This window comes from Bradyrhizobium sp. USDA 4461 (genome assembly GCF_054055655.1).
In genome coordinates this window covers 3,357,611-3,370,950 of sequence record NZ_JBSRXM010000001.1, presented here as the reverse complement: position 1 = coordinate 3,370,950, position 13,340 = coordinate 3,357,611, and the positions used below count along the sequence as shown (strand labels likewise).

Here is a 13,340-nt window from a genome sequence, read left to right as displayed (position 1 = left end):
TCGCGCGACCCGTTGGCTTCATCCGGGCTACGGATCGCGACACACAGTCATCGTCGTGACATTAGCACCGATCGGATGCCCGAAAATCTCCGATAGCGTCTGGCAGCGTCCCGCATGGCACAGGTGCCATTCGCCGGCGGCGCCGGAATTGCCGAGCACGACCTCCGGCCTCGGCACCGGCTGCGGCGACCATTGAAACCAGCCGTCGACGAGGCGCGCCTCGGGCGGCGGCTCCATGCCGGCCCCGGTGCCTTTGATGCGCGCCTGTTGCAGCGTAAGCCCGGCCGGCGTGACCCGCCAGTCTTCCTGCCAGGCGGTCTTCTCGATCGAATGCGTCCAGGCGAGCGTGAAGGCCGCGATCGACAGCGTCTTCACGACACCGGCGGATGCAAGGCAGAGGCTCAAGCCGCCGCCACCGCATCGCGCGGACGCTGCCGCCATTGCCATAGCACGACGGCTGCCGCGAGCGTAAAGCCCGCCGTGTCCGAGAAGCGGAAATCGCCGAGCAGGCAGAGCGCGGCGGCGAACGCCACCGCGATCTCGATCAAGGTCAGCCGCGTGAACAGGAAGCCGATCGCGACGATGCCGAACAGCGCGATCGCGACCAGCGCCTTGAAGGTCGCCAGCGCCACCGCGCCATAGAAGCCGAGCTGGGCCGCCATCGGATCGTTGGCCTGCAGCATCAGCGCCGGCGAATAGACGAAGATGAAGGGGATGACGTAGCCGGCCAGCGCGATCCGCATCGCCTCCCAGCCGATCTTGTCCGGATTCTCCCTGGCGATCGGCGCAGCCGCGAGGGCTGCGAGGGCCACCGGCGGCGAAAGGTCGGCCATGATGCCGTAGTAGAACGCGAACATGTGGCTTGCGATCAAGGGGACGCCGAGCTTGGCGAGCGCAGGCGCGGCCAGCGCCGCGGTGATGATGTAGGTCGGGATCGTCGGGATGCCGGTGCCGAGCAGGATCGACAGCAGCATGGTCATGATCAGCGCCAGGAACAGGCTCTTGGCGCCGAGCCCGATGATCCAGCTGCCGAAGATGGTGCCGACGCCGGTCTGCGTCATCATGCCGATGATGGTGCCGACAATGGCGCAGGCCATGCCGACGGTCAGTGCCGACTTGGCGCTGTCGGCAAGCGAGTCACGGCAGGCTCGGAGCGTGGCCCGGCCGCCGCGCGTGATCGCCGCGATCGCGATCAGGCCGGCGACGACGCTCATGACCGGCACGATCTCGAGCCCGTGGCGCGACACCGCGGCCACCACCAGCGCGAGGCCGATCCAGAAGATATAGCGCACGACGGTGTTGGAGAAGCCGAGCGTGATGCTGGCGCCGAGGATCAGCGCGACCGTCAGCGCAAGCCCCATACTGCCGGCATAGAGCGGCGTGAAGCCTTCGAACAGCATGTAGACCAAAGCTGCGAGCGGCAACACCAGGTACCAGCGCGCCCACCAGCGCCTTCCAGGCGCTCGGGATCTCGGAGCGCTTCATGCCGACGAGACCGTGCTTGCCGGCTTCCAGATGCACCATCCAGAATGCCGAGGCGAAATACAGGATCGCCGGAATCACCGCCGCCTTGACGATCTCGGAATAGGGCACGCCGAGCGTCTCCGCCATGATGAAGGCGACCGCGCCCATCACCGGCGGCATGATCTGGCCGCCCATCGAGGCGGTGGCCTCGACGCCGGCGGCGAACGCACGGCGGTAGCCGAACTTGACCATCAGGGGAATCGTGAACTGGCCGACGGTGACGACGTTGGCGACGCCGGAGCCCGAGATCGTGCCCATCATGCCCGAGGCGAACACCGCGACCTTGGCCGGGCCGCCGCGGGTGCGGCCGAACAGGCCGAGCGAGACGTCGGTGAACAGCTGGATCATGCCGGCCCGCTCGAGGAACGAACCGAACAGGATGAACAGGAAGATGTAGGTCGCCGAGACGTAGATCGGCACGCCGTAGAAGCCCTCGGTGCCGAACGACAGATGCGTGACGATCTGGTCGAAGTCATAGCCGCGATGGTTGAACGGCGACGGCAGGTACTGCCCGAAGAACCAGTAGAGCAGACAGGCGCCGCACATCAGCGGCAGCGCCGCGCCCATCAGCCGCCGCGTGCCCTCGAAGATCAGGATCGCGAGCAGCGTGCCGACCGCGAGGTCCATCTGGGTCGGATCGCCGTCGCGCGCGATCAAATCGGCATAGAAGATCCACTGGTAGAGCCCGCAGAGGAAGCCCGCCGCGCCGACGATCCAGCTCACCGCCCGGCCGAAATCGGTCTTGGCGGTGAAATTGCCGATCAGGCCGAAGGTCAGGAGGATCAGGAAGCCGACATGGACGCCGCGCACCACCTGGCTCGGCAGGTAGTTGAAGGCCGCGACGTAGAGCTGGAACACCGCAAAGGCGAGCCCGATGGCATAGGCCAAACGCCCCCAGCCGCCCGGGCCGAAACCTTCCGGAAAGCCGTGCTCGAAATTGTCGAATTCAACCTTGATGGGCTGCTCGCCCGCAATCTGCTGCTGCATTGAATGAAATCCCCCGCCGTGCCCACGGCGCTTATAGCTACCTGGCCGTTGTCCCGAAACCGAGAAAAAACTCGACCACCGGCGCGAAGCACCGCCGGATGACAGGCTCCGCGAAGCAATCATCGTTCGGCACATGCGGAACGAATGGATTGCTTCGTCGCGGAGCCTGTCATCGGGCGCGCATTCGCGCGACCCGTTGGCTCCTCGCAATGACGGTGGAGGTCGGCTTGTCCGGCCTTACTTGATCAATCCCTTTTCCTTGTAGAAGCGGATCGCGCCGGGATGCAGCGGCACCGGGCTGCCGGTCGCGGCGGCCTCGAGCTTGATCTCCTTGCCCGCGGCGTGGGCGTTGGCGAGTTCCGGCAGCGATTCATAGACCAGCTTGGTCATCTGATAGGCGAGATCGTCCGACACCGCGCTCGAGGTGACGAGGTAGTTCACGACCGCAGCCGTCGGCACATCCTTGTCCTGACCGGTATAGGTGTTGGCCGGGATGATCACCGAGACGAAGGGAGGACCGATCTTGTCGACGGTCTCCTTCGGCACGGCGACGACCGTGATCTCGCTCGAGGTCGAGAGATCCTTCAGCGAGGCAACGCCGAGGCCGGCGGATTGTAGCGTGGCGCTGAGCTGGCGGTTCTTCATCAGGTCGACCGATTCGGCGAACGGCAGATACTCGACCTTGCCGAGATCCTTGTAGCTCATGCCGGCGGCCGCGAGGATCGCGCGCGAGTTGAGCTCGGTGCCGGATTTCGGCGCGCCGACCGACAGGCTCTTGCCCTTCAGGTCAGCCAGCGTCTTGATGCCGCTTTCGGCGGTTGCGACGATCTGGATGTAGTTCGGATAGATCGCGCCGATGGTGCGCAGCTTGTCGAGCTTGGTCTTGAAACCGGCTTCAGCGTCGCCTTCCCAGGCCGCTTTCAGCGAATCGCCGAGCGTGAAGGCGATCTCGCCGCGGCCCTGCTGCAGCAGCACCAGATTCTCGACCGAAGCCTTGGTCGCCTGCACCTGGGTCTTGGCGCCGGCGATCTTGTCGCCGTAGATCTTTCCGATCGCGACGCCGAGCGGATAGTAGACGCCCGAGGTGCCGCCGGTGAGCACGTTAATGAACTGCTCGGCCTGTGCGACGGGCGCGGACAAAACACTGGCTGCCACGACCGCGGCAGCCATCAACCTTGAATTCATGAGCATTATTCTCCCCTAAGCCGGGCCGGAAATTGGCCGCCCGCCCCCGCCGGGTCAACCCATCCAAATGACGCATGCGCGGCGGAAAACCCTGACGGCAGGATCACCTTACCTGCGCGGGCACTCGCGCCCGGCGAGCGGCTTGAGATGCGCGTTCCCGCCCGCGAGGTATCACTTGCAGCCGTACGGCAACGCGGTGGCCGCGATCGCCGGCGGCACTGCCTTCTGGTTTGGTCCCGTCATGGAGTTCTGGCTGCTCGCGACGATGGCGCTTGTCGGCATCGCCGCGACGCTGTCATCAATCACCAGGTCGCGCGCGGGCTGGACGATGTCGCGGAGGCGCAGGGCAGGCGGCATCACCGGCCATCCGGCCTTTGCGTGCTGCTGACCTGCAAGCCGCTGCTGATCTTCGCGGTCTCGACCGTGACCTTTCATTTTGCCGCTCGGCCACTGCGCGTTGATGCCGGAGACGTTGCGAACGGCAACGGCGACGTCACGCTCACCTGCATGCACATCGCAAAGCAGGTGATCTGTGATTCGCCGTCGTTGCTCGGCAGGGACTCACATCGCGCCGCGCGAAGCAATCTGATGTCCAACAATGGTGCAGCTTCGCGCTCATCTCGAAGCGGCAACACAGTGATTAACGTCGTCTCCCATTGGAACACGCGCACGACGCTTCTGTTGTCGCCCCAAGTTCGGCCACGATCACGCTGATGAACGTCAGATGACGCATTTATTGCACGCATGACAGCGGCAAGATGCAGCAATTCCAACGTGATTTGACTCGAATTGAATCCTTTAAGGTTAGCGAGGCAATCAATGTATGAACCAGAAATTTCCATGATTGCCGCCGCTCCAGGATGTACGAGTCAATCCGGGGTAATTACGGACAAGGCGGGCATGAATCACATCAGTCACATCGGACACGCACGAGCCGGCTGGTTCGGACATCGCAAGCTGACCCCTCGCGCATGCATAGCAGACAGCAAAAAACACCTCCGGACCTTCCTCGCGGAGGCGCTGGACGACCTCGGCTTCATCACCAGTGAATGCAGCCAGGCACTGGAACTTGACACCGTGCTGGACGCGGAACGGCCCGATCTTCTGGTGCTCGGGGTGTCCGTGGACGGCATCGAAGTCAGTAAAATTCTCGAGACTTTGGTGAGAAAGGACTACGGCGGCAAGGTCCTCGTGATCGGCCAACCGGACTCCATCATCGTCAAGGCGGTCCGGCAGATCGGCGATGAGTACGGCATCGCCATGCTGCCGGCACTGTCCACCCCGTTCAGCGCCGGAACCCTGCGTGACAGTCTTGCGTCGCTGCTGCCGCTCGAGCCCGCGCCGAGCCCGGCCGTCGACGTCCACGAAGCGCTCAAGGCCGGCTGGCTCGAGCTGTGGTATCAGCAGAAAATCCATCTCCGGACACTGGTCCCGAGCGGTGCCGAGGCGCTGATCCGGATGCGCCATCCGGCATGGGGCGTGGTGCCGCCGGCCTACTTCATTCCGGATGAAAGCGATCCGCATTTTCATGCGCTGTCCGAATTCGTGATCGCGCGCGCGATCGAGGACTGGCGTTATCTGCTCGAGCAGATCGGGCCGGTCAATCTCTCGATCAACCTGCCGATCTCGTTTCTCGCCGATGACGATGCGGTACGCGAGCTCTGCTACCGGATTCCGGACCATGCGGCCTTCGCCGGCCTCTTGATCGAGATCGACAGCACCGAGGTCATCGACAATCTGGATCTCGCGATCGACGTCGCGCGGCGCGTGCGGCTGCACAATATCGGCATCTCGATCGACAATGTCGGCGCCAACTGGCCGTCCTTGCTGGGACTGCCGAATTTTCCGTTCGTTCAGCTTAAGGTCGATCATCAATACGTCACCGGCTGCGCCGATCAGCGCCTGAAGCAGACGGTGTGCCGGCGTGTCGTCGAGCTCGCCCACGACAGCGGCGCGCAGGTCGTCGCCCAGGGGGTCGAGACCCGCGCGGACTTCCTCGCCGCGCATGAGATGGATTTCGATCAGGTCCAGGGCTACCTGTTCGGCAAGCCGATGGGCGTCAAGAAGTTCGCCCGCTCACGCATGCACTTCTCGGAGAAAGAGCCGGCCTCCTGACCCATGGCGGTTCGACGGCACTACCACGCCGGAAGCGCCCGCATTCACGCGGGCCGCGCCGCCGTTACTGAAACGTCATGTCGAGGCATTTCGAGATATCGGAGCCGAGGCCGGACGAGATCGTGATGCAGCCGCGAATCTTCTGGGTGTTGGCGTCGCTCGCCCAGATCGCATAGCCGCCGGGACCGAAGAACGAGTTGGTGTTCGGCGGCTCGGTCTCGGTGGCATCGAACGTGTAATTGCCGTCGGTGTCGAAGATGCGCGGCTTCTTGGTGCAGCCGCCGTCGGCCTGGACGTTGATGACCTCCTTGTTGTCCCGCGTCAGCGCCAGCGAGACCTGGCAACGGAAGTATTCGGAGGTCTTGGCGTTGAACAGATAGGCGTAGGACTTGCAGGTCGAGGTGTTGAGCTTGCCCGCGGAGAGGCCGCGGCTGCAGGAGATTCGCTGGTTGTTGGAGAGCTTGAACTCGTCCGCCTGCACGACTGACGCCAGCGTCATGAACGACAGAGCGACACCGATACCGATTTTCATGACGTGGCTCATCCTGATCATCCCCCAGTAACGTTTCTGGCAATCGAAGCGTTTGTAAACGGTAACGCGAAAATAGTCGCCAAGCTTGATACGGGAAATCACAAACTCGATGATCTGCGTAAGCAGCCACGCCGATTGTCGTATTGACGCGCGAATGGCGTTCGTGATTTGTTCAAAGGCGTGGGGACGACGCCGTTTTTCGGCCGGAGGTGGATCATGACGCATTTTTTGACCAAGACCTTTTTTGCGACAGCGACCCTTGCTGCGATGACGACATGCGCATCGGCGCAGGAGGCCGCGCCCTGGGAGCTGAAGACCGACATGGGCTATGCCTATGACAAGGACGGCAAGACCTGGGCCTACAAGATGGGGACCAACAATGCCGGCACCTTGCTGAAGGGCGCCAAGAAGGTGCCGAAGGGGACGCTGTTCTTCATCGGCCACAACGGCCAGCTCTACATGCGCTCCGGGCCCTATCTCGAAGGCGACGGCAAGTTCATGTTTGGCTCGAACTGAGGCTTCCAGCAGACCTCAGAACGCAGCGGCCAATTCCTTGGCGCCGGGCTTGTTGCTGTTGAAGTCCATCCGCTCATTGGTGACGGCAAGCAGCCTGGCCACGGTGTTGTGACGGATCGCGACCGGGTTGCGCTCATAGCCCGAGCGCTGGAAGAAGTTCGCGGTCGGCACCTGTTCGCGCATCGCCTGCGGCATGGTCACCATGTCGAGCCCGGTGCCGTCGCCGGTCAGGTTCATCATCTCGAGCTCGGCCGCGGTCAGCGGCCGACCGTAGCCCTTGTTGCGCGCGAAGATCACCGAGGTGAGCAGCTTGTGGGTCTGCAGCATCGGGCCGACATCGATGTCGAGCACCATGGCGTGACAGGCCCAGCCTTGCGGCGTGTCGGCAAGGCGTTGATGCGCCGACCAGTCGTCGGGCACGGTGCGCGTGAACGCCACCATCTTCTTCAGCACCGCGAGCTTGTGCTCCATCGCCTTGCGCGCCGGCCCCTGCGTCCGCGCCACCCGCTCGGTCAGGTCGCGCACGAATTCATGGCCCTGCTCGGCCAATAGCTCGACGGTGTTGGTGGTGAGCAGCTGGTTGTAGCCCATCGCCGTGGAGATCGCGCGCTTGCCGCCGTGCTCGATGCCCGCCTGCACGTCGTAATTGCCGGTGCCGCCGGTCTCGAACGAATAGACCCGCACCGCCTGCTCCGGCGTCAGCCCGGCCGCGCGGGCGTAGCGGGCATAGGCGCGCTTGAACTCGACCTCGCTGGTCGGCCGCTGCGGCATGAACTGGAATTGTTCGGCGGCCGCCCTGACCAGATCGGAGACCACCGGAATCGTTTTCGGCGGCCGCGGCGGCTTGCCGCCCTCTTCTTCCGGTGCCGGATTGACCGGCCGCTTCGGGCCCTCATAGACCGGCGGCTGCTGCAGCACGTAGTCGTCGAGCCCAATCTGCACGCGGTCGCGGCGTTTGGCATTGCGAGTGCGCCGCTTGTCGGCGATCGCGTTCCAATAGGCGCCGGCGTCCTGCTCGAAGGCAGCGCGCGCCTCCTCGTACTCCTGCAGCTTGCGGCGATAGTCCATGATCGCCTGCGGCGAGGCCTGCGCCATCGCATTGGCGACCGACGGCGGCAACGCATCGGCCTCGCCGGCCAAGACACCAGCCAAGACAGACGGCGCGCCGACAGTGAGCGCGAGCGCGACGAGTCCAAGGCAGGGGCGAATCAATTGCGGGCGCATGGCCTCGTTGTAGCAAGCGCGGCCGCGAAGTCAGCCCGGAATTGTCCGGATCGAAGCGGCCGGATGCCGCGATCGGCTCCAGAATTTTCGCCACAATGCGGTATTGCCCGCGCAACGCCGTGCCGACGACGGGGTGATGGCGGTCACTTCCATGCGAACACCGGTTGCTCGAGATCGGCGACACGGGTGCTGCGCCCGGCCAGCACCTCGCGGAACTGATAGATCAACGCGGCGGTCGGCGCATGGATCTGCTGGCCGCCGAGGCGGAAGCGGATCACGCGCCGGGTGCTCTCGGGAATCGTGACGAAGCTGAACGCGTCCTGGAGTTCGATCGCATCGAGGCCGATGCGGTGCACGGAGGCGACCTCGTCCGGATTCGGCGTGATCGCGGCATGCGCACCGGCCCACACCACGACCGGCGTGATCAGATAGCCGGAGCGGGTCGGATAGTCGTCGAGCAGGCCGAGCACATCGCGTTCGGACAGCTTGAGGCCGAGCTCTTCCTGCAATTCGCGCAGCGCGGCTTCAGCCTGGGTCTCACCGGCATCGCAGCGTCCGCCCGGCAGCGCCCATTGCGCGCTGTGCGCACGCAAGCGCGCGCTGCGGCGGGTCAGCAGGAACGCCGTACCACGGCCATCATCGCCTTCGGTCAGCGCGATCGCGACCGCCGCGCGTTTCAGCGCCGGCGCCGCGTCGGCCGCGGCCTGACGCGCGAATGCGGCACAGAGCTCTGCGATATTCCGCCGGGTGGCATCATCAAATGTGCGGGCCATTGAGCTTGACTACAACACATCAGCGTTTGATGAAATGAGTCGAACGACATGCCTCCTGCGATCAATCATCTGCAAGCAAGGGATTCCTCTCCTCATGACGGCCAAGGCCGCGGACCACCTCAAATCCGACGGCTGGAAGATCGCCGAAACCACGGGCTTCCTGACCCTGATCGGCCCGTTGTGGGAACGATTGAAGGACGGCGCGCTCGAGCTCGCGCTGATCACCGAGGATAAGCACCATAATCGTCGCGGGCTGGTGCAGGGCGGCGTGATCATGACCTTTGCCGACCGCGCCTGCGGCATGGCCGCGCGCTTCGTCTCGGGCAAGCCGACGCTTGCGACGGTGCAGCTCGACACCCATTTCGTCGAGGCCGGCAAGATCGGCGAGATCCTGACGACGCGGCCCCGCGTGGTGCGCTCGACCCGCAGCCTGATCTTCATCAGCGCCGAGGTGACCGTCGAGAAGCGCTGCATCGCGATGGCCAACGGCGTGTTCAAGATCCTGAAGAACGAGAGTTGATCATCGTCGTTCCGGGGCGATGCGCCAGCATCGAACCCGGAATCTCGAGATTCCGGGTCGGACCTTCGGACCATCCCGGAATGACATCCGGAGGAACGATCGATGCAATATCGCCAACTCGGCCGCAGCGGCCTGAAGGTATCGCCGATCTGTCTCGGCACGATGATGTTCGGCGGGCCGACCGATGAGGCGACCTCGTCGCGGATCGTGGCCAAGGCGCGCGAGGCCGGCATCAACTTCATCGACAGCGCCGACGCCTATAATGGCGGCAAGTCCGAGGAGGTCGTCGGCCGCGCGATCGCCAACAGCCGCTCCAACTGGGTGCTCGCGACCAAGCTCGCCAATCCGATCGGCGATGATCCCAATCATGGCGGGCTGTCGCGGCGCTGGGTGCTGCAGGCCGCCGACGAGAGCCTGAAGCGGCTCGGCACCGACTACATCGACGTCTACTATCTGCACAAGGAAGACCACGCGACGCCGCTCGACGAGACCGTGCGCGCGATCGGCGACCTGATCCGCGCCGGCAAGGTGCGCTATTTCGGCGTCTCCAACTACCGCGCCTGGCGCGTCGCCGAGATCTGCAACATCTGCGATCGGCTCGGCATCGATCGCCCGGTCGCGAGCCAGCCCTATTACAATGCGATGAACCGGATGCCCGAGGTCGAGCATTTCCCGGCCTGCGCCTATTACGGCCTCGGCATCGTGCCCTATAGCCCGCTGGCGCGCGGCGTCCTGACCGGCAAATACGCCCCCGACGCGGCGCCGCCGGCGGACAGCCGCGCGGGGCGCAACGACAAGCGCATGATGCAAACCGAGTGGCGGCCGGAATCGCTCGAGCTCGCCCAGGAGATCAAGCGCCATGCCGAGAGCCGCGGCATCACCGCCGGGCAGTTCGCGGTGTCGTGGGTGCTGAACTCGTCGTTCGTCAGCGCGGTGATCGCAGGCCCGCGCACCGAAGCGCAATGGGACGACTACATCCGCGCGCTCGACTACCGCTTCACCGCCGAGGACGAAGCCCTGATCGACCGCCTCGTCGTGACAGGCCATCCCTCGACGCCGGGCTTCAACGATCCCGCCTATCCGATCGAAGGGCGCCGGGCGCGGAGCGGATAGCCGCTGTAACGGCGACGCACGAATCAGGGTTGGACATTCGATTCCATCCGCCCTCATTGAGCGGGAGCGACGAAGCAATCCATCTCTCCATGCGGCACGATGGATTGCTTCGCGGAGCCTGTCATCCGGCGGCGCTTCGCGCCGAACCGGGTGGCTCGCAATGACGGTGTCCACTCGGCTGCGCCGAAGTTACGTTTCGCAGCTTCCGAATTGCGCGAAGCCCGGGTCGGCTGCAGCATCAGGGCATGACAATGCTGATGCTGGTGCTGCCATGACGGCATCCAATGTACTCGACTGCATCGTGGCGCTCCTCGTGTGCTGGGCGAGCCTGACCGCAATCTTCGAGCCGCGGCGCGACGCCATGCGATGTGACGTGCCTGCCGCGACCGGCAGCGCGCCGCAAGCTTCGCTGGCGCCGCCATCGCAGGCGGAGTTCGAGGAGATGATCCGGGACATGAAGCTGCACGACTGAGCAACGCTGCGGAAAGCCTTTCGTCCCGAACGACGTCCCTGAAATGAAACAGGGCGGCGCCGAAGCGCCGCCCTGCCCTGATGGCCATTGCCGGCCGCTTACTTCACGAGGTCGAAGCGATCGGCGTTCATCACCTTGGCCCAGGCCGCGACGAAGTCCTTCACGAACTGTTCCTTCGAGTCGGACTGGCCGTAGACCTCGGCGAATGCCCGCAGCTGCGAGTGCGAACCGAAGATCAGGTCGACGCGGGTGCCGGTCCACTTCACCGCCTTGGTCTTACGGTCGCGGCCTTCATAGACGCCCTGGCCGACATGGCTCCACTCGGTGGACATATCGAGCAGGTTGAGGAAGAAGTCGTTGGTCAGCGTCCCGGGCTTGCCGGTGAAGACGCCGTGCTTGGACTTCCCGGCATTGGCGCCGAGAACGCGCAGTCCGCCGACGAGGACGGTCATTTCCGGCCCCGTCAGCTTCAGCAGCTGCGCACGATCCACCAACGCTTCTTCCGGCATCATGAACTGATGCTTGCCGCTGACGTAATTGCGGAAACCGTCAGCCCGCGGCTCCAGCGGAGCGAAGGATTGGACGTCGGTCTGATCCTGCGACGCGTCCATGCGGCCGGGCGTGAACGGAACCTTCACGCTGATGCCGCCGTCCTTGGCCGCCTTCTCGATCGCGGCCGCACCGCCGAGCACGATCAGGTCGGCCAGTGAGACCTTCTTGCCGCCGGTGCTGAACTCCTTCTGGATGGCCTCGAGCTTGGAGAGCACCGTCTTGAGCTGCGCCGGCTCGTTGACCTCCCAGTCCTTCTGCGGAGCAAGACGGATGCGCGCACCGTTGGCGCCGCCACGTTTGTCGGAGCCGCGGAAGGTCGAGGCCGAAGCCCAGGCGGTCGACACCAGCTCGGACACCGACAGACCCGAGGCAAGGATCTTCGCCTTGAGCGCCTCGATATCCTTGTCGCCGATCACTTCATGATCGAGCGCCGGGATCGGGTCCTGCCAGATCAGCGTCTCCTTCGGCACCAGCGGGCCGAGGTAGCGCACGATCGGACCCATGTCGCGGTGGGTGAGCTTGAACCAGGCGCGGGCGAACGCGTCCGCGAACTGATCGGGGTGCTCCAGAAAGCGGCGCGAGATCTTCTCATAGGCGGGATCGAAGCGCAGCGAGAGGTCCGTGGTCAGCATCGTCGGCTTGCGCTTCTTCGACGGATCGAACGGATCCGGGATGATCGCGTCGGCTCCCTTGGCTTCCCACTGCTGGGCGCCGCCGGGGCTCTTCGTCAGCTCCCATTCATACTTGAACAGGTTCTCGAAGAAGTAGTTGCTCCACTTGGTCGGCGTCTGGGTCCAGACCACCTCGAGGCCGGAGGTGATCGCATCAGTGCCCACGCCGCTGGCATGGCTGCTCTTCCAGCCGAGACCCTGGTCCTCGAGCGCGCCAGCTTCCGGCTCCGGACCGACCAGCGACGGATCGCCCGCGCCATGGGTCTTGCCGAAGGTGTGACCGCCGGCGATCAGCGCGACGGTCTCCTCATCGTTCATCGCCATGCGGAAGAACGTCTCGCGGATGTCCTTCGCGGCAGCGACCGGATCCGGCTTGCCGTTCGGACCTTCCGGATTGACGTAGATCAGGCCCATCTGCACGGCGCCGAGCGGCTCGGAGAGCTGACGCTCGCCGCTGTAACGCTCGTCGCCGAGCCAGGTGCCCTCCGGGCCCCAGTACAGCTCTTCCGGTTCCCATACGTCGGCGCGGCCACCCGCAAAGCCGAACGTCTTGAAGCCCATCGATTCCAGCGCGACATTGCCGGCAAGGATCATCAGGTCGGCCCAGGAGATCTTCTTGCCGTACTTCTGCTTGATCGGCCAAAGCAGCCGGCGCGCCTTGTCGAGGCTGGCATTGTCGGGCCAGCTGTTGAGCGGAGCAAAACGCTGCTGACCGGCGCCGGCGCCGCCGCGGCCGTCGGTGATGCGGTAGGTGCCCGCCGAGTGCCAGGCCATGCGGATCATCAGGCCGCCGTAGTGACCGTAGTCGGCCGGCCACCATTCCTGCGACTCGGTCATCAAGGCCGTCAGGTCCTTGATGACCGCGTTGAGATCGAGGGTCTTGAATTCCTTGGCGTAGTCGAAGGTCTTTCCCATCGGATCGGACAGATCCGAATTCCGATGCAGCACCTGAATGTCGAGTCCTTGCGGCCACCAGTCACGATTCGTGCGTGCGCGGGGGCTTGCGCCGAATGGGCATTTGCCCGCGCCTTCGTCGGTTTTTGCGTCCATGTTTCTTCTCCGAGGTGATGGATTCTGGAATGTGCTGGAGCTCTTCCAAGAAAGATTCTACGCGCCCCAATCTATCAGGTGAAATTGACTTTAGTGATCACACCGA

At 64.4% G+C, this 13,340-nt stretch carries 13 protein-coding genes and 1 pseudogene; 5 read left to right on the top strand and 9 right to left on the bottom strand.

Features of this window, described 5'->3' with window-relative positions; translation table 11 throughout:
• Positions 1–27: 27 nt before the first annotated feature.
• The 5 genes and pseudogenes from ACVINW_RS15715 to ACVINW_RS15695 form a co-directional block, all read right to left on the bottom strand.
• A complete protein-coding gene (locus ACVINW_RS15715) occupies positions 28–441 on the bottom strand; it encodes a DUF1850 domain-containing protein (protein WP_456752139.1) in 414 nt (137 codons plus the stop codon).
• Positions 402–2,511: pseudogene (locus tag ACVINW_RS15710) on the bottom strand (TRAP transporter permease). The gene ACVINW_RS15715 and the pseudogene ACVINW_RS15710 overlap by 40 nt, the downstream one beginning before the upstream one ends.
• Positions 2,512–2,748: 237 nt before the next feature.
• The gene (locus ACVINW_RS15705) at positions 2,749–3,696 is read right to left on the bottom strand and encodes a TAXI family TRAP transporter solute-binding subunit (RefSeq protein ID WP_456752138.1); all 948 of its coding nucleotides are present in this window, start codon (positions 3,694–3,696) and stop codon (positions 2,749–2,751) included.
• Between the two features lie 171 nt (positions 3,697–3,867).
• Complete coding sequence (locus tag ACVINW_RS15700; RefSeq protein WP_456752137.1) at positions 3,868–4,131, bottom strand: hypothetical protein; 264 nt, start codon at positions 4,129–4,131, stop codon at positions 3,868–3,870.
• Positions 4,128–4,538, bottom strand: coding sequence for a hypothetical protein (locus ACVINW_RS15695; RefSeq protein ID WP_456752136.1), 411 nt, complete (start codon positions 4,536–4,538; stop codon positions 4,128–4,130). Before ACVINW_RS15695 ends, ACVINW_RS15700 begins: the two co-directional genes overlap by 4 nt.
• Before the next feature lie 58 nt (positions 4,539–4,596).
• On the opposite strand from ACVINW_RS15695, the gene ACVINW_RS15690 reads away from it, so the two are divergent.
• Positions 4,597–5,811: an EAL domain-containing response regulator gene (locus ACVINW_RS15690; protein ID WP_456752135.1), complete on the top strand. Its 1,215-nt coding sequence runs from the start codon at positions 4,597–4,599 to the stop codon at positions 5,809–5,811.
• A 64-nt stretch (positions 5,812–5,875) separates the two neighbouring features.
• Here ACVINW_RS15690 and ACVINW_RS15685 read toward each other — a convergent pair whose 3' ends face one another.
• The gene (locus tag ACVINW_RS15685; protein WP_456752134.1) at positions 5,876–6,355 is read right to left on the bottom strand and encodes a hypothetical protein; all 480 of its coding nucleotides are present in this window, start codon (positions 6,353–6,355) and stop codon (positions 5,876–5,878) included.
• A gap of 204 nt (positions 6,356–6,559) precedes the next feature.
• On the opposite strand from ACVINW_RS15685, the gene ACVINW_RS15680 reads away from it, so the two are divergent.
• On the top strand, positions 6,560–6,859 hold the full coding sequence (locus ACVINW_RS15680; protein WP_456752133.1) for a hypothetical protein: 300 nt from the start codon (positions 6,560–6,562) through the stop codon (positions 6,857–6,859).
• 15 nt (positions 6,860–6,874) lie between these two features.
• Here the strand turns inward: ACVINW_RS15680 and ACVINW_RS15675 are convergent, their stop codons facing one another.
• Positions 6,875–8,083 carry a hypothetical protein gene (locus ACVINW_RS15675; RefSeq protein ID WP_456752132.1) on the bottom strand — a complete coding sequence of 403 codons (1,209 nt, stop codon included), beginning with the start codon at positions 8,081–8,083 and terminating at the stop codon, positions 6,875–6,877.
• A 143-nt stretch (positions 8,084–8,226) separates the two neighbouring features.
• Positions 8,227–8,856, bottom strand: coding sequence for an NUDIX hydrolase (locus ACVINW_RS15670; protein WP_456752131.1), 630 nt, complete (start codon positions 8,854–8,856; stop codon positions 8,227–8,229).
• A 94-nt stretch (positions 8,857–8,950) separates the two neighbouring features.
• Here ACVINW_RS15670 and ACVINW_RS15665 point away from each other — a divergent pair, with 94 nt between their 5' ends.
• From ACVINW_RS15665 to ACVINW_RS15655, 3 genes are all read left to right on the top strand, one after another.
• A complete protein-coding gene (locus ACVINW_RS15665) occupies positions 8,951–9,376 on the top strand; it encodes a PaaI family thioesterase (RefSeq protein ID WP_456752130.1) in 426 nt (141 codons plus the stop codon).
• Between the two features lie 102 nt (positions 9,377–9,478).
• Entirely contained in the window at positions 9,479–10,489 is a 1,011-nt protein-coding gene (locus ACVINW_RS15660; RefSeq protein WP_456752129.1) for an aldo/keto reductase, read from the top strand.
• 271 nt (positions 10,490–10,760) lie between these two features.
• Positions 10,761–10,961, top strand: a complete 201-nt coding sequence (locus tag ACVINW_RS15655; protein ID WP_456752128.1) for a hypothetical protein — start codon at positions 10,761–10,763, stop codon at positions 10,959–10,961.
• 98 nt (positions 10,962–11,059) lie between these two features.
• Here ACVINW_RS15655 and katG read toward each other — a convergent pair whose 3' ends face one another.
• A complete protein-coding gene (gene katG / locus ACVINW_RS15650; protein ID WP_456752127.1) occupies positions 11,060–13,234 on the bottom strand; it encodes a catalase/peroxidase HPI in 2,175 nt (724 codons plus the stop codon).
• Positions 13,235–13,340: the final 106 nt, after the last annotated feature.